A 20,276-nucleotide genomic window follows, 5' to 3' on the forward strand; every position below is an offset into this window, starting at 1 on the left:
GGGCAAGCTCTACGGATCAGGCCAGATCACCGAGGCCGCTTGCTGGGCGCACGCGCGCCGACCTTGGTGGGATCTGTACCTCAGCAGCGGCAAAGACGAGACTTCCATCGCCGCACAGGCGCTCGGACGCATCGCCGAGCTGTATGCGATCGAACGCGACATTCGGGGACAACCTCCCGATGTTCGGCAGGCCCAACGCCAGGCGCGGGCTGGCCCGCTGCTGCAGGAGATGCACGCCTGGCTGAGCCAACTGCTGGGGCGGGTGTCGGCCAAATCGGAATTGGCACAGGCCATCGGCTACAGCCTTGCGCGCTGGCAGGCCCTGACGCGCTATTGCGATGACGGCCGTATCGAGATGGACAACAACGCCGCCGAGCGGGCGCTGCGTGGGGTGGCCTTGGGGCGGGGCAACTACCTGTTCATGGGCTCGGACGCGGGCGGCGAGCGCGCGGCCGCAATCTACAGCCTGGTGCAGACCGCCAAGCTCAATGGGCTGGACCCCGAGGCCTACCTGCGTGAGGTGCTCGGCCGCATTGCCGAGCACCCCATCAACCGCATCGATGAGCTGTTGCCTTGGAACCTGATGCACACAGGGGTCAGCCCAACACAGCAGCGCCGGGCAGCATGAGTGCACCCGGCATCGACCCTCGGGTGCTGGACGCCCTGCAGAGCGCCAGCAGCCTGGAGCTGTTCCAGCTGAGCACGCTGATCGAGCGGCTGCTGGCCGATCCGCGGCGCATCATTGCCGTGCGCAAGGACATGCACCTGGGCCAGACGGTGCGCTTTGTGGACTGGCGCGATGGCAGCCTGCGTGAAGGCAAGGTCGTGGCCATGCGCGAGGCCCAGGTCACCTTGCAGGACTTGCGAGAGCGCAAGGAGTGGAAGCTGCCCTACGCCGCAATCGAACCGCCTCCGCCCGATCCTGCGGCACCTCCTCAAGCGGTGGAGCCAGAGCCGCCCGCCCCAACGCGACCGACACGCAACGACTTCCGCTGTGGCGAAAAGGTGGCCTTTGAGGACAAGTACCTGCAGACCGTGGTGGGCATCATCGTGCGCATCAACAGCCGCACCGCCACCATCGACCCCGGCGATGGCACCCATTGGCGCGTCGGCTTCGCCCTGCTGCGCCACGTCCTGGACGTTTGACTATCCGCTGTCATCCTCGTCAAGAGGGTGTTGAGGCGACGCTTACGAGTGATCAACGTGGGAACCCTCAGCAAATTGCGCCGCCTGGTGCTGCGCGAAAACGTTTCTGTGCGGGAGGCCGCCAGACGGCTCAACATCTCTCGAAACACGGCGAAGAAGTATCTCGACCAGCCAGACATGGTCGAACCCCAGTACGCCAAACGACAAAGCCCACCGGGACTGCTTGAACCCTACAAAGCGCAGTTAAGCCTATGGCTCAAAGCCGATTCACACAGGACCCGGCGAGACCGACGCACCATCGACGCCCACTACCAAGCCATCCGGGCATTGGGCTACAGCGGAGGCAAAACCATGGTTTATGCCTTCTGCCGCCAATGGAAAGACGAGCAAGGTCAAAGCCCCAAGGCAGTGGGCTTCATTCCTCTGAGCTTCGAGCCAGGCGAGGCGTTCCAATTTGACTGGAGCACGGAATATTTACTCATTGGCGGCCTGCACAGACGACTCGAAGTCGCGCACATCAAACTCGCATCCAGCCGAGCGTATGTATTGGTCGCCTACTATGCCCAGGCCCACGAAATGCTCTTCGACGCTCACGCCCGAGCCTTTGCTGTGTTTGGTGGCGTCCCCCGGCGTGGCATCTACGACAACATGCGAACAGCCGTGGACAAAGTCGGCAAAGGCAAATCGCGCAACGTCAACGCCCGATTCCATGCCATGACCGGCCCCTCACGCCGATTGGGGGCATCCCTCCGGCAGAAGCTGAAGCAAACTACTGGAGGCAACTCGCCGCCAGCGACACCTCGACAAAGGTGTCAACTTAAACCAACCGGCCTCCTCGATACCCGGGGCGGTTCACTCCTTCAAATCGGCCTTGTTCGGTCGACGCCTTTGCCGTACCGACGGCTCAGGTGCTCACAGCTTCAAGCGGATTCCATCGCTGGCGATCGAAGACCATCCCCTTGGCCAGGACCGCCCATGCGAGCCATCTTGTTGGCCAACGCTACCACGACGACGTTGCAATGTCGCCGCTGCAATAGCCGCTCTATCCAGTCAGATTTTGCAGATCGGGTGCAAGCAAGCGCTAGACCTTGCGAATCGGCTTACCGATGCGGCATCGGCTTCGCCGGTCATTGCCGAGCAAGCCAACTTTGAAGCGTTCTATCAAGCTGAGACTGGTCGGCCCTACGACCGGGCTCATGCGCATTCGGGCGATCGCGATGTGTTCGAGCGTTTTCGCCCAGCACTCCCCTCGCCTTCCGAGTGTCACCTCGGCGCCTTTCACAGGGTGCTGGCGAAGTGGCGGCGTCCCTTTTCAATCTTGGCGCGCGCCTCACGAATTTCCTTCTCCATCTTTTCCTGTTCACGCTGGTCTTCCCGTGCTTGCCTGGCCTGCTCCTTTTCTTCCTGCCGCTTCATCTGGTACTAATGCGCCGGATAGAGCTCCTACAGTTTTCGGTCCAGAACAATGTCTTTCCACCAGGCTTCGACGTTCTTGAGCAGCTTGTTGCAGGTCTCAAATGACTTGCGGATACAGGCCGAGACCGGCATCGAGCCCTCAGTGGGCTCCAAGGGCAACAGCTATGACAACGCCTTGGCTGAGACACAAGGCCGAGGTGGCCCATGGAAGACCAAGCAGGCGGTCGAGCGCGCAACGCTGGAGTGGGTCTCTTGGTTCAACCTCCATCGCTTGAGGGGGCCACTGGGCAGCTGGGCAGATCGCGACCGCCTGCCTTAAACCAACGGGCCTCCGCGGCACCCTGCGCGCTTCAGCGTGTAGAACGTTCAGATGCTTGAGGACGTCCTTTGAAGGGGGCTTCGTCAACCTTACTCGTGCAACCCAAAATGTTCTTTTAGGGTCGCTAACAGGTGTGCGCGCTCTTTAGGGTCCGAAAGGATCACCTCCAAAACCACTTTGCCTGAGTCCCACTCTTTCAGCGCGCCGATAGAGCTACCTGCGTGCGTAATTTTGTATGCACGCGGTAATTCTTTTGGTTTGCGGCCCTTTCCCTCTTGAGCACTGGCTCTCATCTTGGCAAGTGCGCGGGTAGAAATATCTTCTTCAATAACTCGGTCCATTACCTCAAGAAGCTCTGCTTCGGTGACGAACTTCGACAGCTGAGTGACTTCGTAGCTGTTGCTAATGCCAAAACGCTCGGGGGCAGTGCGCATCTTTTCAAGTGCGCTGGCGGGGAGCTCGAGCAGGCGCAATGTTTTGCTCACCTCAGGGGCGGTTGTGCCAGTTAGCACAGCGATGTCCTGATGTTCTTTAACCACACCATCATCAAGCAGTTTCTTCCATGCGTACGCGTTATCCAGCGTACTTTGTGCCGAGCGCTTCTCATTGGCAACGTAGCTCAGTTGGTAGTAGTGAGATGAAGAACCGCTGGGAACCAGAGTAACGTCGATCTGCTCCTGCCCCGCATGCATGAGGGCCTTTTTACGGTAGTGCCCATCTATCAGCTGGTAGTGTCCAGGCAAGCTGGGGTGCTCTACTGCTAAGGCAGGCACCAGTTGCCCCTGGGCCTTGAGCGACCCGACTAGCTCTTGAATTAATCCCTCTTGGTAAATCGTCCGGGCGTTGTAGGGATTGTCATGAACTAGAGACAAGGCAACCCTAATCGTCTTTCCACCAGTCTCAACCAGCGCCTGGGCCGCACTTTCAGCGCTGAAAGTGCTCGGCTGGACGGCAGGATTGGCAAGTCCTCCGGGACGCGCACTTACTACAGCCTCCGCTGCAGCAAATCTGTCCTGCACAGCCTTACGTTCTTGCCCCAGTGTTTTAGATAGCGCCGCTTGTCGATCAAATTTTTTAAAGCTCATGAAAATATCCTTCTGGTGCATCGCAGGTCACGCACGATCCGCGATTACTTAACAGCCTCTTTGCGCCGGGCGACATTCAGGCCTAACAATTTCAAGATTTCCTTTTTCATGGATTCCACCTCAGCAAAAGCTGCAGATGACCTTGAAACTTTGTGGACGGATGAGCCGTACAACTGACAATCCCGGAATGTAGTACGCAGCCCCAATGAACTACTGAGCACGTTGAGTTTTTCCATATTGCGTAGTGCTTCGAGCATGTCCCTTGCCAACCCCGTCTGTTGCTGGACCATGTTGGGGACGATGTATGTTTGTAGCGCATCGTTAATCTGAGTAGCACTCGCAGCAAGTTGCACAGCGCTCTCTGCTGCCCAGATGTCCGCAGGGGCGGGCACCACTGGGATGAGTGCCAAATCCGAGACCAACATGGCACTGGTCGGGGCTGCGGAGTCCATCGCCGGAGGGCAGTCGATCAAGATCACGTCAAAAGTTTCTACGTGGTTTTTTACCTCGCGATGCATCTTGCCGCCCATCGCAGACAGGCTAATAACCGTAGCTGCAAAGGGTTGATCGTCAGGAGCTGCACTTGCCCAGCGCAGGGCTGTGCCTTGAGGATCCATGTCTATGACCAGTGTGCGCAAGCCCGAGTAGGCAAATGCCCCCGCGAGTTGCATGCACAAAGTTGTCTTGCCGCAACCGCCCTTTTGGTTAAACACCGTGATGATTTTTGCGCTCATAGAACCCTTGACTTTCAGCGCTGAAAGTGCGCCATCCATTGATTATCGAATAATTTGTACCAAGCAAACAATAAATTTTTTTGATAACTTAAGCAGATGTGGCTTGTTAATTGGGGATGGCAGCTGGTGGGGTGTTGCTGTGTGGGCACTTTCAGCGCTGAAAGTCAGGGCTGTGTGGATGTTGTGTGTGGTCTTTGGCGTCATGGTCGGCCTGTGAGGCGGATTCGGTCAGGGAAAGTCCCTCTGCAAGCTGAGCAGCCCGAGCGGCTCTGGATGGGGTCTCTACTGAAGATGTTCTGAGTCGGTAATGCATAGAGATTCGGCATTCCAAAGCAGCCGTGCGCTGCCTTGTGTTGATGCATCAAGCGTTCGGGACGTCATTGAATGAATGCTCGGTTGGGTGTGTCATATGGGTCTGGGGCTGTCCTCTATCCATGGAACGTCGCGTCCTTTCTCGATACCCTGCACGACATCAGCAAAACCACGATTCAGATCAACGGCTTGCGCGTTGTTCAGGACGGGCTACCCAGGCTCTTCACTGCTGCGGGCACCCTGCGTTGGCTGCGCACAGTGGGGTGGGGTGTGACGCACGTGACAGGGCTCGCAGGAGCGCGTGGCCGGCGTCGTCGAGCGCGCTATCGTTGCCGGTGCCGGCATGGCGGGGATGTGGGCGGCCTGGGCGCTGGAGCAGGCCGAGCTGCAGGTCACCGTGCTGGAAGCTGGTCCCCGCATCAGCGGGCGCAACTGGGCCGTGCGCCCTGGTGACACCGTACCCGGCACGGCGGGGCCGTCGCAGCGCTGCACTTTCTCCAACGGTCAGTGCCTGAACGCGGGGGGCCTGGCGCATCCTGCCCTGGCACCCCCGTGCGCACCAGCATGCAGGTGCTGGGCGTGGAGCGCGCCCATACCGGCGTAGCCGTGTGGGCCCGCAGCCCACAGGGTGCAGAGCGGCTGGAGGCCGACTACGCCGTGCTCGCTCTTACCTTGCCTCTGCTTGGTGGTCTCGCGCTGGAATGGCCCCGCCTGGTGCGCCAGGGCCTGCAGGCCGTGCACACGGCCGATGCCATTAAGATGGCGCTAGAAACCGACGGCTCCTGGGTCGATGGTAGTGCCGCCAGCGGTGCGCACCAGGTGCTGGCCCCGTGCGGCCGCGTGGCGGTGGTACAGCGCATCGCCAGCATGGTCAGCAATGCTGACTGGATCGCCCGCCACGCCACCGGCCACGGCGCGGGCCTTGCAGCAGGGCATGGCACCCGTCTTCTTCGCCGGCGATGCGCTGTAGCCGCTCAACGGCTGGCAAGAGTGGGCGCTGGCGTCGGCCGAGCGGGCAGTGCAGGCACTGCTGGCGCACCGCCAACGCGCGTCCAACCCCTGAGCCGCCGCAAAGAATAGGCATTCAAACCGCCTTCTGCGCCCAAGCTACGCGCGCAGCAAGCTATCAATCACCTAGCAGCCCACGGCCCGCGCCAGGGCGATCGCATCTAAATGCCTAGCCCCATGACCCGCTCCAAGTAGGTCAAGTCCCAGCCCGCGCGTTTGCGCTTGGCCTTGAGTCCGGCCTTCACGCTGGTGTCGGCCTGCAGCATCTGCTGGGCCATGCGCCTGAGCAGCGCCTGGTTGTGCGCGGCGTGGTCTTTCTGACTCAGACCGCTGTCGTCGCCCATGCCCACATCCAGGCTCCAGTGCAGCTGGTTTTCCACGCTCCAGTGCCCCCGGATGTATTGCGCCATTTGCTGGGCGCTGGTGTGTGCGCTCAGGCTACTGAGGTAGTAGCTCGTTTGTTCGCTGACTCGCTCTTGGCCTAGCAGTTGGCGCGTGCGCACCACGCGCACCACACTTTGCAGCTGGGGCCAGTGCTGGGCCGCACGCTGCAGCGCCGGCGGCAGTGCCGACACCTGGTACTTGCGCGTCTCGATGCGACCGTGGCCTTTGTCTGAGTCACTGAACGTTTACTGGCCCTTGTCAGCTTCAGCGCTTTCAAAGTGTTTCTTGCACACGTTGAACATGTGCCGCTGATTGCCCTTGAGGCTGAGCACGTAGTGGGCACCTTGGTCGGCGATTTGCTTGGCAATGGCTTTTTGGCAGCCCATGGCATCGATGGTGATGGTGCACCCACCAATGTCCAACAACTTGAGCAACTCAGGAATAGCCGTGATCTCGTTGCTCTTGCCATCGACCTTGCGCTGGCCCAGCAGCAGGCGCTGCTCAGATGCCCAGGCGCTGACCAAGTGCAAACTGTGGTGCGCACCCTTGCCCTTGCGGTGGGCGCTGCGCACGCTCTTGCCATCGATGGCCACATGGCCCGAGGCGCTCGCAGACATACCCTTGAGCCATTGCTGCAAGACCTGTTCGAGTGCCTGCGGATCCAGGCGGCGAAAGACCCGCGCGAAGGTGTCGTGTGAGGCAATGCCGCAGGGCAGGCGCAAAAAGCGTTGCAGCCAGGCCTGGTGGGCCTGGGCAAACTCCACCGTCTCGATCCAGTTGTCTGCACCGGCGACAGTAGCGCACATGGCGATAGCCAGCAAGTCGATGAGCTCATGGCGGCGGGTGCGCTGCACACGGGGATCGGGAATTTGTTGGAGCAGTTGCAGCAGGCTCAAGGTCGCATCCGGTTGGCTTCAGGAGCCTGCACTTTGCATCAAGATTGGCTCAAAAATTTAGATGCGATCGCCCTGCGGCCCGCGCCAGTGGGCCGGCAAAAGCCCTCGCTCTGATGGAACTAACCTGCCCATGACCTCCAAGGCAACACCACGCCCGAACAACCCGGCCTGCAATCCTTCTTCCAATCGTTCGAACCCGCTGCGCTGGAAGCTCGCTGGGCCCCCGAATGGGAGAGGCGCGGCTACGGGGCTGTGGGTGTCCGTGGCACGGGCGCACCCGCTGCAGGCCAGCCCTCCTCCAGCATCCAGCTGCCGTCGCCTAACGTCAAGGGCACGCGGCACATGGGGCACGCGTTCAACCAGACCGTCGTGAATAGCCTCACGCGCTACCACCGCATGTTGGGGCACAACACCATCTGGGTTCCTGGCTCCGACCACGCGGGCATTGCCACGCAAATTGTCGTCGAGCGCCAGTTGCAAGAGCAAGGCGTGAGCGGCCACGACCTGGGCCGTCCCGATTTCGTCAAAAGTGTGGGAGTGGAAGGAAAAATCGGGCAACATCATCACCACGAAAATGCGCGGTTTGGGCGATAGCTTGGACTGGAGTCGCGAATACACCCGCACAGACAAGCCGCCCGCCACGGCCATCGTGGACAAGGGTTTTCGGGGTGTGGAGATCGAAGGCGTTCGCATCCTGCGCTCGAGGCAGCGGCGCAGCGCCATCAAGCCCACCATTGGATATATGAAGATGGACGGGCGGCTGGGACGCAACTCGCTCAAGGGCGCGCTGGGCGATGCGCTGCACGCGGTGATGTGCGGCGCCGGGCGCAACCTGCACCTTTCCTGGACGCGCTACGGCTTCTATGCGCCCGCTTCGGGCTGTCGACGCAGGCGGTCATTGCAGCGCTGATCACCGCCCCTGTTCGGCGCCGACCAGCCTGCGGCTGAGAACTGGATTGTTCGGGGCGGATTACTCAAAAGAGTATGAACAGGCGCTTAATAGGCCTTAGATACTGTTTTGGTTGTGCTTGTCGATCACTGGATTAATTTCAGCGCTGAAAGTGAAGCACCTTGTCGGGAGATGTGGCTACCCTTGGTGGTTTATGCGCCTGTACGAAGTTTCCACAAGGGCGAGGTTTTTTGCTCTCCCAGCTGAGCGTGAACAGTGGTGGGTAACAACGCTTGGGTGTCCGATTATCAATGCTCCAGCTTCATCTAGTAGCGCTGCACATTGGCGCCGTTGCACAGCGTCAGTGAATTGCCCGGGGTTTTTGTAGGCAGTCAAGAGCTGCCTATTTTCTGTCCAATAGGAGCCAGTATGAGCAGTCAACGTTACCACCGAACACCGAGGAGCGCGACATCCTAAAGAAGCGGCGGCGTACTTCGCGCGGCAGTCCGGCTGAAGTACGCATTCATCGCTCTGCATCAAGCTCAGTTCGGGTACGTCGTGTTTCTTGGTACTCATGGTGCTTACGGACAGGCCGGCTTGCGCCGGCGGTGGATTGTCCGTTTACACAAAATTCTGCACACCCTCTCCTGTCGCCCAACGCGGCGCAGCGCCCGGCCTGGGGTTCTGACCCGCACTTCGGCATGTTCTGGCACCTGAAGCAGTTCGCCTACAGCTTCCACGAGACGATCATGAAGCGCGCAATCGGTGAGGCAGGGCACGGCAACTACGCGCCCCTGGGCGTGTTTGCCTGGTACGTGCCAGCGATGATTGCAGCAGACGTGACCAAGGGGCTGATGCTGGGTGCCGGCGAGTTGCCGGGATACATGAAGAACTACGACCTGGGCGATTGGATGATGCACGGCGTCAAGCGCGCTGGCATTCTGGGCATCGGGGACATCGGGGACATCGGGGACATCGGGGTCGAGGCGGCGAAGGACGTCACGAGCCTGGCCGGGCCCACGGTCGAGCAGGCGACGGACTTCTTCTTCAAACCATTGGAGGACAATCTCATCAAGGCGCTGCCGGCCAACGCGCCCGGCATGTGCTGGAGATCGTCTCCAGGGATCGACCGGAAGCCATTGTCTTTTTGGGCGACCTGCAGGCGCAGTGCCCGTTGGAAGTGGAACTCGAATCCATTCTGGGGATGACCGAGGTCTGGTTCATCCACGGCAACCACGACACGGATTCCGATGCCGACTACGATCACCTGTTCGGCTCGGCACTGGCGGACAGGAATCTGCATGGCCGCGTCGCTCTGGTCGATGGTGTGCGCATTGCCGGGCTGGGCGGTGTGTTCCGGGGGCAGGTGTGGACGCCGCCAGTGGACTGGCTGTACGAGAGCTCCAAGGAGTTCACTGCGTGCTGCGGCAGGGGGAATCGCTGGCGCGATGGCTTGCCGCGCAAGCACCGCAGTTCCGTATTTCCGGAGGACTACTTTCGCCTGGTGTCCCAACGCGCCGATATTCTGGTAGCGCACGAGGCGCCCAGCGCCCACCCGCATGGCTTTGAGGCGATTGATGAACTGGCGCGCAGTCTGCGTGTGGGCAAGGCATTCCATGGGCTCCACCATGATTGCCTGGACTACAGTCGTGATCGGGTGCGGCTGGGGTTTGCGACCTTTGGCGTGGGGTTTTGCGGGGTAACCGACATGGATGGAGGGTGCATTCGGCCGGGGAAGTTTGACTATGCGCGGGCAGGGCGCAATCGGTAGGTGAAATGAAGCAGCCGGCTGCTTTCATGACCGGCGAGCTGATCGGCCATTTGTGCGAGGACGAAGATGGCAGGATGGCCTTTGCCTACAGCCGTCCCTGGCTGGCGCGCACCCATGAGTCTTTTCTTTCATCTTGTCCGTCCCAAGCGCATTGGCTTAAAGGACGAACCCGATGCTCAAGAAATACCCTAGGACTTCCACTGCCTTGTTCCTGGTGATTTTGGTCGCTTTGGTGGCGGGGGGGCTGGTGTACCTCATCGCGCCCGCTACCCTCCTGGGTCTAGACAACGCGTCCAGCCATGCTCGATATGCGGTCGATTTGGTGGTTTCGGGTGGGCGATGGCTGGCGCCAGACGCTTGGCGTGCAGCCAGACAGTTCGATTCGCTGCCCTATGTCTTTTTGATATGGGCAGTGCTCGGGGTTTCTACGCTGGGTGTTTCGCTCGGCTTTCGCTCTTCGAGGTGGGCGCCTTACGCAGTGGCGGCCATCGGTTTTTTGGCCGCTGCGGCGTCCAATGCCTATGGTTTCAGTGACACTACCTGGCTGGTTCTTGCGGCCATCGTCTCTCTGGTGGGAGTGATCCGTAGCGCGCTCCGGCAGGAGACAGTCCGGCCCACAGGGCCGATTCGACGGGTGGGGTGGGTGCACTCTATCTCGATCTGGGGACTCTGGTTTCTGCTGGTTGGTATCAGCGTGATCTGGCTGTCTGATCTCGCCGCACGCGGTCCGACCACCCTGCGTTTCATTGGGCTGCGCCAGTTGGATGCCGTATGGGTTTCAGCGTTCGTGCTGTTGCCATTCAGTATCCTGGGTTCATGGCGCTTTCTCTCGCTGGTGGTGCAGGTGTCAGCCCTGTGGGACAGGCCGCGAGGTCCGTTGATCCTCTTTGTGGCACTTACCTTGTCTCTGCTATCTCTAACATGGATCGGTGGGGCGGCACGGTGGGGGCGCAGCGCGGGGCTTCCCCATGTTAGCGCCGAATTGGTTCGTTTGTTCTGCGCGGTGTCCTTGGCCTGGTTCATGGCGAGGCACTTCGAATGGAGCCGTAGTCCCAGGCAATTGCTGAAGTCTAGCGGGTTGGTCATGATTGTGCCCCTTGGGGGCTTGGCCGTACTTGTCTTGACCAGGGACTTTGGTCCTGTGCTCGTGATGGCGGTTGCGCTGATTCCCTTTGCGTTGGTTATCTCGGCACCGTCTCAGTGGAGCACTGGGCGCATTCTGAAGATGACGTGCGTTATTTTGGCATGGGTGCTGGTGGCTTTGTCGATACGCTATGCACTGGTTGATTGGTTGCCGTCAACGAGTTGGGCGCCTGAGCGGCTGGTGTTGAGGGAAGAAGCCATGCGGGATCCCTTTTCCGCAAGGCTGGACTATGCCAGCCAGATCGCATGGCTTCTGGATGCCGCTGGGCCGACTGGTTTTGGTCTCGGGGCCGTCCCATGGTGTGGCGCCAGGGCCTTTATTGGGCAGGCCGTGTGCACCAAGAGCAGCGGCGTTCCGGTTCAGTTTGGCAGCGACTATGTTTACACCGCCATTGGTGCTGTCTGGGGGAACGCTGGAGCTGTTCTGCTGCTCCTGTTGACACTGATCCTTATCGCATTGGTTGTCTGGACAGTGTCGAGGCAAGTGAGTGCGAAGGGCATTGCCCTGATTACATCCCGTTTGAGCGCCTGGATCGTTGTCATTTACGCCGCCATGCTGATGGGTCAGTTGCTCATAAGTGTCGCGGGCAATCTCGGCCTGATTCCGTTGTCTGGCGTGACACAGCCTTTTCTGGGGCTGGGCAACGTGGCAATTGCCGCCAGTGCTATCTGGATCGGGCTGGCGCTGGGAGGGCTCGGGTTTGCAGAACGAGCCCACAGCGTTGGCTGGCTGTCGAGTGCACTCAACCGATACTTTGCCAGTGCGGTGGTCGGCATGTGCCTGTTCATGCTCGCTGCAGTGGCCTGGCGCCCGTTTGCCACGCAACCAGTCAAAGATCGATTGGTTCCCCACATCGTGGTCGACGGCCTGCAGTTGCTCCGCTTGGCGGTGTCGACACCAGCATCGGGCGCGCCTAATGTCGGGGGTAGCCTCAGTGTTGTCGCATCTGATTGTCCGGTGGGAACGGAACAGATCACCGATCTGGTTGAGCGTCTTTCCCGCCACGTCGGCCTCCCTATCATAGGAGCACAGGCAGGGGCACTGCTGTCGTGTATGCAAGCCCGGTCGGTGGCGGCTGCAGCAGTTTGGGCCTTGGGCAGATCGGGGAACGAGGCGGCTCGCCAATTAGAGCGCCCGAACGGACTCCAGGTTGGTGTCAGCAACCCGTACCGGCTCCGTGGCTGCGTGCGCCTGCCCAACCAGCCAGATCCAGCCACAGGCCAAGCTCCTTGCCCATCAGCATCGGCGCTTGCTCAGCAGTTGTTGAAGTCATCGCCCCAATTGGAACAGGCCCTGAGCGTCGTGACGACCTCGGTTCGGCGCGACGTCAGCGCATCTGGTGTTGTTCATCAGCATCGACTCCACAACAGACCCGTCGAGAATCTTGGCGCACCCGATTGGGCCGTCATGCTGCGTGCAGACAGACTCGTGAAATGGGTTGTTGGTTTGCGCCCACCCGTAGCGTCGTCCATTGGACAGGGCCGTAGCGTGACCTTGTCCGTCAAGGCGTCCCAGCAAATGCAGGCCCAAAATCTGGTGGAGTGCTTCGTCGGGCCATGTACATCCTTGTCCGGTGCAGAAACGAGAGGCGATCACATGTTGGAGTCGGCCCGGGCACGCATGGCTGCCGTCCTCGTAGTGGACGTCGCTTCCGGCGAAATCGAGGCGGCTGCTTCGGCCCATACACCCTGCTACCAAGCGCACCATCAGGGGGCGCAGCGCAAGGGTTGTTTGCCCTTGCCCCAGGCCGCTGAGAACCGGCCATGGAAAGTTACCAATCAGGCTTTACACGGCGAGGCCATGTGCGGCTCGCTCTGCAAAATCGGTCAAGCCTTGGCCTTGCTGCGCGTGTCGAGTCCGCTCACGCAGAGTACAGCCGACTTCTCCGAAGCCATTCGGCAAAGCCAGACCGAGCGCTTCATAGACGAGTTTATGTGCGTAGACCGGGGCTTCAGCCCACAATGCAACCAGAACCGATTGAACGCCCTCGTGCAGGCGACTCATGATCTCGGCGGCTACAGCGCATGCGCCAAGGGTGATTCGAAGTGCCAGGCGCTGAACCTGATGAGCGGGGAGGAGCAGGGCGTTTTCAATGTTTCGCGGCTGCGCTTGTTGTCCAACCCGGCGGCGCCTGCGGCTTCGCTTGTGGACGCTGACGACTACAAACCAGGGTCAAAAAATTTCACGCTAGAGGCGGTCCGGAACTGTTATGCCAACGGGCACCCCAAGCGGTGGCGTGACTGCCAGGGCATTGGCCTCGTTGCTAGCGTAGCGGAGCTCTTTGGCCAGGGCAATGCCCATGTGTCACCAGTCGGCGTTGCGGAATTGCTGTTCACCCTGACCGCCGCAGCTCAAGGTGCGCCCCATGGCGCGGTGTCGATCATCAAACGAGCAGAAACAGGCGCTGGGATCGGGGTGCCTGCCGTGGCTCCTCAGCACGCCCGCCGCCTCTTGGAGGCGCTGCTGGAACCCGTCAAACCCAGTGGCACGGCCCACAGCTCATGCGTCAAGGCCATGGCGGGCGACAGCCTCATGAACTGCAATAACACCGGTCGCTGGGTGGTGGCCAGCAAGACAGGCACACCGCTGTTTCCGCATGACGCAATGAACTACCAGCGGCGTCAGCAAGCCTGCGACAAGGTGAAAGCCCTGTCCGACGGCATCGTGCGTCGGCATGAATGGGCGCGCTGCGTGGTGCCCCCGACCAAGTGGTACGCATACGTGTTGGGAAAAAGCGATGGGCAAGGCATTGTCTGGACCAAGATCGTGGTTGTTCTGACCGAGCGTAACTGGAGTGCACGCACAGGCCTTATCGACTCCCCCTTTGATCGCGGTGGAAACGTTGCCGCCGAAATCGGCCTCCGCCTAGCCCGCCAACTGGCGGAGGCCGCCGAACACCAAAACCTGACGGAGACCATCCATGGCGCAGCCCCTTGAAATTCTGCGGCTGGGCCGCAGCAGTGGCGCCAGCCGCATCGACGCTCTTATTTCTGAGGTCAAGGATCTGGTGGTGAAAGCCTGGCACTCCCCCCGTGCCCTGCAATCCCTCACGGCCCAGCCTGGGGTGAGAACCCGCGTCAGCCTTGCCATGGACCCGGCCCTGCTCAAGCACATGCAGGCAGGAGAAGCCAGCCAGCAGATCAAAGACCTGTGCACATGGATGCAGGGCCTCGGCGTCGAATACACGGTTGGCTACACGCCCCAGACAAGCGCTTACTTCGGATGTCAGGGTGGGCACATCATGACCGTGAAAATTTTCAGTGATTGACGGTGAGTTTTTTGGTGCGGTGCGTCCGTCTACCCAGTGCCTCGACCCCAACTGCAAGGAGATTGGATGATGAACTTCGCTCACACCCCCGCAAAAACCTGGCCTCAGCGCTTCATGGACTGGACTTTTGGTGCCCCCCAGCCGTTGAACCGACCTAGCGACGACGTACTGCGCGGTAAACCCGGTGGCATGGGTCGTGACAGTGCACACGAAATCTTGCCACCGCCCGAACCCGACACCGTTCCTGTCTGGGTCGAGCAGAAGGCCCGCTCTGCGCTGGAAGCCTTCAAGGACGCCATTACCGACGGCACCCGCCTGTTCTGCGAACAGCATGTGCACCCGTTGTACATGCTTGACCAGAGCACCAAATACCGCGTGACCGGCATCCAGGTGTTCGTCCCTCGCGAGAAGTCGTCTTTCCTCCAGCCTCTGGAGAAACTGCCCATTGAGGTTCGCAACCGCATGGCGCGGATTCTTGTCATGGCGGCCCCTGGCGCCCAGGAGCAGCTCGTCATTGACGACGGATTTTTCGGTATCAGCCTGGATGTCGAGCCAACCGTCATCGACGGCCAAACTATCCGCCTGATTGCTTCCTGGAGTATCGACAGCGCCGAAATAAAGTTTTTGTTTTCGGGCCAATACATTTCTGTTGTGCCCAAACCGACACAGTCGGTGGTTGAGGTCGTGCCACAGAAGGAACCCTGCACTTCGGATCCAGCAATCGCTCAGACAGTGGTAGATGTCGAGTCCAGCGCCAGTTGCAGCGAAGCGAAGCCGAATTCTGCGGCGGCATCGGTCGAGCCGGTTATGACCACCCCGGTCACGCCCCGTCGCGTGGGCAACGAAACTCCTCTCAGCCTGCCGCACCAGACTATGGTCCATGGCACCGACACGCCCTTGGCCAAGCCAACGTCACGCCAGATCGCGTTCGTGCGGGTTCAGTACGCCGGGCAGGATCAGGAGGCCACCATCGCCATAACCCAGGACATGCTACCTTTTGTCATTGGCCGAGAGCACACCAGCACCGGACGGTTCCAACACGGGCTCAGCCTGGGCAACCCCAGAGACGCCAATTTGGGCCTTCTCGTGTCCCGCGAGCACCTCGAACTCAGCCGATTCGACCCGGAGACCAGCACCTTCTACCTGGTCAACCATGGCCACCCCCGCAACGGCTCTTTCCATCAGGGCAGCGCCCTGTCCGAGCGCTTCATGCTCAAGGCCATGGCACCGGGCAATGTGATTCATCTGGGGGGCTGTGGTGGTGTGGGCACTGTGCGCATCATCATCGAAGCGGTCTGATATGGCGTTCGAAACCCCCTACAGCTTTCCTGGCCGTAGCGCTACGCCAGCCGCATACGACCCTTTCAGGGCCGATCTGCAGCGTATCCAGCATCAGATATTCCCTGGACTCGACAAACCACCCGCAAGCAACAACGGCGCCCCGGCGCTCACTTACGGAGAACACGCCTGCGGAGGCTGGGAAATCGCCTGGGCCCAGATAGTGGGCCCCAGCCATCGCATCAGCGAAGACTCCCTGGGCTACGCCATGCATTGCCGCTACGATGCCCCCGGCCCGGACAAACACGCCCCGCATGGCGTCAGCCTCGTGCTGGCCGATGGCGTGGGCGGCGGTGCGCGGGGAGACATTGCTAGCCACGCCCTCGTGAGGCACTGCCTGGCAATGGGTAGCCTGCATGCCAACGCAAACGCCACTCATCCTGGCCTGCTTCTCGAAGGCCTATCCACCGCAGATAGCGCCGTCAATAGGTCACTGGCTGCGCGAACACCCCTGCCCGGTGCCGCCACTCTGGCTGCAGCCTGGCTCGACAGTCGCGCACAGGGCTGGATCAGCCGCGTTGGCGATGCACGCTTGAGTATCTGGAACATCCACACAGGTCAACTGCTGCCGCTGCTCGCCGATCAAAGCTACGCCAACTTGGGGGAACTCCCACCACACCCCAGCCATTGGTCTGCACCAGCCCGCATGGTCGGAGCCGGACTCATGGGTGCCCCCGAGGTGCATCCACTCTCGCTGGCTGCCCAAGAAATCCTGATGCTCAGCTCCGATGGGTTGCATCAGTGGCTGAGCAGCGCCGACACACTCCCGCGCCAAGGAGTTTCAGGTACCAGACTGGCCGACTTCGCACAAGCGTTGGCGATGCATGCCAGGGAAACAGGGAGCGACGACGATATCTCCGTCCTGCTACTCAGAGCCCCCAATCCCATTAGTTAAGATACAAAAAAATACAACTGAGCACGCCAAGGAGGTAAGGCATGACGACCAAAACCTGGGAACAAATAGAACAGTTGTTCAATCCTCACCGGGCCGTGCCCAAAATGAGCAAATCGCAAGGGGCCATTGAATTTTGGCGCGAATGGGATGATGAGCATAGGAGGGCCATCTGGGTCAAGCGCTACCTCAGCCACAACGGCATCAATCTGGATGCATTCAACGACACTGAAGCCGAATGGCTCACGCGGCTGGCCAATCACAAAGTGCCCTATACATACCGCGCTGCGCTGATCGAGCGCCAGGGCACGCTGCTGGCAGAACCTTCGCGCACCACGATCAAAACAGTAGACTGCGGTCCCACGCTCGACGACTGGCTTCATACCCCCGTCCACACCGGGGCCGCCTTGCATGCACACTGTCTGGTCCAGCCCGAGGCCTTTCTCCAACTAGCCCTGGGCATACTCACAGCACTCGACTGCGTGCACAAATTCCATCTTGTGCACTGTGACATCCACCCCGGCAACATTACGCTGCCGGTACATCTCGCCCCCCAACCGCAGCCCGGCTGCATGGATATGTACGTCCGTTGGGACGACATTACCCTGATTGACTTCGGCTATGCACTGAACACCCGCAGCTTGCCCAGCACCACGCTGCCCATGCAGCACCAAGGTGACGGTGTGCGGTTGTCCCCCCACCTGCAAGCCATACTTGCCGCTGTCGAAAAAGACGCTCAGGCACGGCTTAAACCCGGCGAACGCTGGGAAAACGTTTGGCTTACCCCGGCGTGGTGGCAGTGCCTGGACGCGCCCTCGCCGCTGGAGGCGTTCCGCCAACTCGACTGGCGCGAAGACCTCTACCAGCTTGGCTGCATGCTCGCAGACATCCGCGACGGCACTGGCGTAGCCGACCATCTGGAAGGCCGTACCATCCGGACCTCCCAGGTATCTGCCGTTCAGCAACTGGTTGAGGCCCTCCCGGGGCAATTGACACACTGGGGCAGTCATGCGTGCCCGCGAGAACGCCCCCACACCCGCTACATACATAACATCCAGGCCGCTCTGGACGACGCACGGCGCCAAGGCCGCGCCTGTCCCAAGGAATTCAGGCTAAACGCTCGCGATTTCGACAGCCAGCCTCGCCAGGCCGCCATAGCGGTCCCGTCATCCCCCGCCAGAGTGGAAACCGTCCCTCCCACCCGCACACACCAGCCGCCACCTCCTACCACTCCGTTCTTTCCTGCCATGGTGCCCCTACGGTCAGCGGCCACCACTGAAGGCCCCCTGGCCATCTCTGGCACCCCCATCACTTGGCGGCAATGGCTGGCGGCTTGCCAGCACAACCCGGAACTGCACTGCCCACCCCTGGTGCACGATGCCGAGCTCTCCCCCAGCCTGCTGGACGCGCCCATCACCCACGTCAGCTACCTCGACTGTCTGGCCTACATCGAAACTGTTAACCACATTGTCACGCAGCACGGCACAGAGCACCGGCTGCGTCTGCTCACTGCCGAGGAATGGGCCCTAGCGGTCGCTACGGACGACGCGGCGCGTGCCCCCGCAGTGCTCCCTGCGCAACCCGTCACTCAATGGCCCGTCAACAGCCACGGCCTGGCGGGCTTGCATGGCCCGTTATGGCAATGGACTGGCACCCAGCCCCATCGCAATTGGGCTCAGGTGCGGGGCGGCACTCAGGGGGGCAGCCCCATGCCCGCCATGGACCACTATCCCACCCATTGGCGCAGCCCCCGCATCACATTGCGGCTGGCCTGCCATCTGCCATACCGTCCATCCCCCCCTGGCCAGCAGTAACGCCATGACGGACAAAACAATCCCCTGCCTGATCGGTGAAAGCGCCTGCAGTCGCCTGGCGAATGGCATTTGCCCGAAATGCGGGCTGGACTCGAACGGTGTCTTTCCCAGCATCCAGGATCGAGACGAGGCGCTTGAAGCCGCACGGGTGCGCTACTCGGCAGCGCAGCGCAATGAAGAAGTACGCAAGCAGGCGGAAAAGGAGCGTCAGCAGAGAGAGACCGCGAAAGCTGCATGGCAACTTGCCCGGACCGGCGGAGCCGCGGCTTTGGAGGCGTTCCTGTCACAGTACCCGGATTCCACATACAGCGATGAAGCGCGGCGGCGCTTGCAGGAGCTGCGCAAAGAGCAAGCAGAGAAAGAACGTGCAGAGGCACAGCGCAATGAAGAAGCACGTAGGCAGGCGCAGCAGGAGCGCCAGCAGCGAGAAGCCGCCAAAACCGCATGGCAACTTGCTCAGGCTGGCGGCATCGTGGCCATGGAGTCATTCCTTGCACAGCACCCGGATTCCGAATATGTCAGCGAAGCTCGTCAACGCATACAGGAACTGCAGGAGGTAGAAAACTTGCAGGAATTGCAGAAGAAGCAAGAAGAAGAGGCCTCATGGCTCTCGGCAAAAGACGCAAGCGCAAACCAGTTAGAAACCTTTCTTCTCCAGCATCCGGAATCGGGGCATACCAAGGAAGCCAGATTGCGGCCGAAAAAAATCCGTAGAAAAAAGAAAATAAGAGCGGCTGCATCAGCCTTGGCAATTATTTTCATAATTTTGATATTTAGAAGTGGATGCTCTAACAAGTCACCCCCACCTTCACCTCTGGCACCAGCACCATCTCAGAGAGAGAAATCTGGTCAGGCCAAAGAATGTAAATTACAGCAGAGATTTCAAGATGCTGATAATGTAAAATGGTCAGGCGAATGCAATAGTGGTGGATTTGCCCAAGGTCATGGCATTGTTCAAGCATCCCGGGGGAAGCACATATTGCTGCGCTACGAAGGGGAGCTGAGCAATGGCTATTTTCATGGAAAAGGCGTCCTGATAAGACCTGCTAAATTACGCTTCGAAGGAGATTTCCAGGACGGGGAGCCGACGAAGGGCATCATGGAAACGAGCGATGGGATGCGCTATGAAGGAAATTTCCAAGATGGCTTATTCCAAGGATTTGCCATATTTTCCATTCCTCGGGAATTTTACGATAAAGAAAAAACCTCCAGTAAAGGTATCTGGAAGGGTAATTTTTACATCGAGCAAGGAGTTTTCGAGAAAGGAAAACTCATTCATTCATGCCCGAGCAAGCCTGCTTGTGATAGGCAGATAGAAGAAGAAAAAGAGCTGCAACGCCAGAAAGCTGAGCAAGAAAAGCAAGCCAAGGAGCGGCAGCAAGTACAGCGAGAAGCCAAAGAGCCGCAAGCAATTCTTACCTGGCCTGATGGGGCGCGCTACGAGGGAGAATACCGCAATAGAATGCCACACGGAAAGGGCATCTACACTTCTGCTAAAGGAATTCGCTATCAAGGTGATTTTCATGATGGCGAGATGCACGGTTTCGGAGTGCGCACTATTCCGCGCGCCGTTTATTCAGCTACCTATAAATCTGGTAAGGGCGAATGGAAAGGTGATTTTTACATTGAGCAAGGGCTGTTTGAGAGCAACAAACACATCCGCCAATGCTCTAGCAAAGCCGCCTGTGAAAGCTAGGCCGCTCTCCCTCGGGCGTAGGTGGAACAAGCCATGTGATCAGCGCCGATGGCCAGACAGTGATCGACAAAACCGGGCTGATGTGAATGCTCTGTAACCTAGGACAGAATTGGGATAGTATTCGTTGTGCCAGAGCGGTGCGAAAATATCTCTGATAATTCACG

16 protein-coding genes and 4 pseudogenes are annotated in these 20,276 nt (G+C 59.9%); 16 read left to right on the forward strand and 4 right to left on the reverse strand.

Annotated elements, in window-relative coordinates:
- The 3 genes and pseudogenes from tnpC to istA all read left to right on the forward strand — a co-directional run.
- Positions 1–628, forward strand: a 628-nt coding sequence (tnpC, locus tag BN2503_RS13515; RefSeq protein WP_148639755.1) for an IS66 family transposase, incomplete at its 5' end; no start/stop codon positions are given.
- Positions 625–1,146 (forward strand): hypothetical protein, encoded by a 522-nt coding sequence (locus tag BN2503_RS13520; protein ID WP_054257191.1) that lies wholly within the window; start codon positions 625–627, stop codon positions 1,144–1,146. The genes tnpC and BN2503_RS13520, both read left to right, overlap by 4 nt.
- Before the next feature lie 57 nt (positions 1,147–1,203).
- Positions 1,204–1,869: pseudogene (gene istA, locus BN2503_RS19450) on the forward strand (IS21 family transposase); the annotation flags it as partial.
- A 555-nt stretch (positions 1,870–2,424) separates the two neighbouring features.
- Here istA and BN2503_RS20525 read toward each other — a convergent pair.
- Complete coding sequence (locus BN2503_RS20525; protein WP_158447359.1) at positions 2,425–2,562, reverse strand: hypothetical protein; 138 nt, start codon at positions 2,560–2,562, stop codon at positions 2,425–2,427.
- A gap of 118 nt (positions 2,563–2,680) precedes the next feature.
- On the opposite strand from BN2503_RS20525, the pseudogene BN2503_RS13530 reads away from it, so the two are divergent.
- Positions 2,681–2,851 (forward strand): annotated as a pseudogene (locus BN2503_RS13530) (IS3 family transposase); the annotation flags it as partial.
- A 119-nt stretch (positions 2,852–2,970) separates the two neighbouring features.
- Here the strand turns inward: BN2503_RS13530 and BN2503_RS13535 are convergent.
- Together BN2503_RS13535 and parA are read right to left on the reverse strand one after the other, a co-directional pair.
- Positions 2,971–3,966, reverse strand: coding sequence for a ParB/RepB/Spo0J family partition protein (locus tag BN2503_RS13535; protein ID WP_074930284.1), 996 nt, complete (start codon positions 3,964–3,966; stop codon positions 2,971–2,973).
- A gap of 44 nt (positions 3,967–4,010) precedes the next feature.
- Positions 4,011–4,739: a ParA family partition ATPase gene (gene parA, locus BN2503_RS13540; protein ID WP_233495077.1), complete on the reverse strand. Its 729-nt coding sequence runs from the start codon at positions 4,737–4,739 to the stop codon at positions 4,011–4,013.
- Positions 4,740–5,313: 574 nt separating this feature from the next.
- On the opposite strand from parA, the gene BN2503_RS19455 reads away from it, so the two are divergent.
- A complete protein-coding gene (locus tag BN2503_RS19455) occupies positions 5,314–5,616 on the forward strand; it encodes an FAD-dependent oxidoreductase (RefSeq protein WP_074930273.1) in 303 nt (100 codons plus the stop codon).
- The gene (locus BN2503_RS20110; RefSeq protein ID WP_139235433.1) at positions 5,565–6,092 is read left to right on the forward strand and encodes a hypothetical protein; all 528 of its coding nucleotides are present in this window, start codon (positions 5,565–5,567) and stop codon (positions 6,090–6,092) included. Before BN2503_RS19455 ends, BN2503_RS20110 begins: the two co-directional genes overlap by 52 nt.
- 89 nt (positions 6,093–6,181) lie before the next feature.
- Here BN2503_RS20110 and BN2503_RS20980 read toward each other — a convergent pair.
- Positions 6,182–7,300: pseudogene (locus BN2503_RS20980) on the reverse strand (ISAs1 family transposase).
- A 342-nt stretch (positions 7,301–7,642) separates the two neighbouring features.
- Between BN2503_RS20980 and BN2503_RS21445 the strand changes: the two are divergent.
- From BN2503_RS21445 to BN2503_RS19480, 10 genes and pseudogenes are all read left to right on the forward strand, one after another.
- Positions 7,643–7,894: a class I tRNA ligase family protein gene (locus tag BN2503_RS21445; protein WP_054257197.1), complete on the forward strand. Its 252-nt coding sequence runs from the start codon at positions 7,643–7,645 to the stop codon at positions 7,892–7,894.
- Positions 7,887–8,248 (forward strand): annotated as a pseudogene (locus BN2503_RS20990) (IS5/IS1182 family transposase); the annotation flags it as partial. The gene BN2503_RS21445 and the pseudogene BN2503_RS20990, both read left to right, overlap by 8 nt.
- A gap of 642 nt (positions 8,249–8,890) precedes the next feature.
- Entirely contained in the window at positions 8,891–9,397 is a 507-nt protein-coding gene (locus BN2503_RS20995; RefSeq protein WP_233495078.1) for a hypothetical protein, read from the forward strand.
- Positions 9,292–9,960 (forward strand): metallophosphoesterase family protein, encoded by a 669-nt coding sequence (locus BN2503_RS13570; protein ID WP_233495079.1) that lies wholly within the window; start codon positions 9,292–9,294, stop codon positions 9,958–9,960. Before BN2503_RS20995 ends, BN2503_RS13570 begins: the two co-directional genes overlap by 106 nt.
- A gap of 172 nt (positions 9,961–10,132) precedes the next feature.
- Entirely contained in the window at positions 10,133–14,041 is a 3,909-nt protein-coding gene (locus BN2503_RS13575; RefSeq protein ID WP_054257199.1) for a putative peptidoglycan glycosyltransferase FtsW/RodA, read from the forward strand.
- Positions 14,025–14,372: a hypothetical protein gene (locus tag BN2503_RS13580; RefSeq protein WP_054257200.1), complete on the forward strand. Its 348-nt coding sequence runs from the start codon at positions 14,025–14,027 to the stop codon at positions 14,370–14,372. Before BN2503_RS13575 ends, BN2503_RS13580 begins: the two co-directional genes overlap by 17 nt.
- A 69-nt stretch (positions 14,373–14,441) precedes the next feature.
- Complete coding sequence (locus BN2503_RS13585) at positions 14,442–15,671, forward strand: FHA domain-containing protein (protein WP_139235435.1); 1,230 nt, start codon at positions 14,442–14,444, stop codon at positions 15,669–15,671.
- Position 15,672: 1 nt separating this feature from the next.
- The gene (locus BN2503_RS20120) at positions 15,673–16,605 is read left to right on the forward strand and encodes a PP2C family protein-serine/threonine phosphatase (RefSeq protein WP_074930275.1); all 933 of its coding nucleotides are present in this window, start codon (positions 15,673–15,675) and stop codon (positions 16,603–16,605) included.
- A gap of 41 nt (positions 16,606–16,646) precedes the next feature.
- Complete coding sequence (locus BN2503_RS20530; RefSeq protein ID WP_158447360.1) at positions 16,647–18,416, forward strand: SUMF1/EgtB/PvdO family nonheme iron enzyme; 1,770 nt, start codon at positions 16,647–16,649, stop codon at positions 18,414–18,416.
- 4 nt (positions 18,417–18,420) lie between these two features.
- Entirely contained in the window at positions 18,421–20,112 is a 1,692-nt protein-coding gene (locus tag BN2503_RS19480) for a hypothetical protein (protein WP_074930277.1), read from the forward strand.
- Positions 20,113–20,276 lie beyond the last annotated feature (164 nt).

This window comes from Paenacidovorax caeni, assembly GCF_001298675.1.
In the GTDB taxonomy this organism is placed as follows: domain Bacteria; phylum Pseudomonadota; class Gammaproteobacteria; order Burkholderiales; family Burkholderiaceae_C; genus Paenacidovorax; species Paenacidovorax caeni.

Excerpts from the sequence above, each read along its gene's own strand:
- BN2503_RS20120 (WP_074930275.1), top strand. The coding sequence starts at position 15,673 with ATGGCGTTCGAAACCCCCTACAGCTTTCCTGGCCGTAGCGCTACGCCA.
- BN2503_RS13580 (WP_054257200.1), top strand. The coding sequence starts at position 14,025 with ATGGCGCAGCCCCTTGAAATTCTGCGGCTGGGCCGCAGCAGTGGCGCC.
- BN2503_RS21445 (WP_054257197.1), top strand. The coding sequence starts at position 7,643 with ATGGGGCACGCGTTCAACCAGACCGTCGTGAATAGCCTCACGCGCTAC.
- BN2503_RS20530 (WP_158447360.1), top strand. The coding sequence starts at position 16,647 with ATGACGACCAAAACCTGGGAACAAATAGAACAGTTGTTCAATCCTCAC.
- BN2503_RS19480 (WP_074930277.1), top strand. The coding sequence starts at position 18,421 with ATGACGGACAAAACAATCCCCTGCCTGATCGGTGAAAGCGCCTGCAGT.
- BN2503_RS13585 (WP_139235435.1), top strand. The coding sequence starts at position 14,442 with ATGAACTTCGCTCACACCCCCGCAAAAACCTGGCCTCAGCGCTTCATG.
- BN2503_RS20995 (WP_233495078.1), top strand. The coding sequence starts at position 8,891 with ATGTTCTGGCACCTGAAGCAGTTCGCCTACAGCTTCCACGAGACGATC.
- BN2503_RS20525 (WP_158447359.1), bottom strand. The coding sequence starts at position 2,562 with ATGAAGCGGCAGGAAGAAAAGGAGCAGGCCAGGCAAGCACGGGAAGAC.
- parA (WP_233495077.1), bottom strand. The coding sequence starts at position 4,739 with ATGGATGGCGCACTTTCAGCGCTGAAAGTCAAGGGTTCTATGAGCGCA.
- BN2503_RS13535 (WP_074930284.1), bottom strand. The coding sequence starts at position 3,966 with ATGAGCTTTAAAAAATTTGATCGACAAGCGGCGCTATCTAAAACACTG.
- BN2503_RS13575 (WP_054257199.1), top strand. The coding sequence starts at position 10,133 with ATGCTCAAGAAATACCCTAGGACTTCCACTGCCTTGTTCCTGGTGATT.
- BN2503_RS13520 (WP_054257191.1), top strand. The coding sequence starts at position 625 with ATGAGTGCACCCGGCATCGACCCTCGGGTGCTGGACGCCCTGCAGAGC.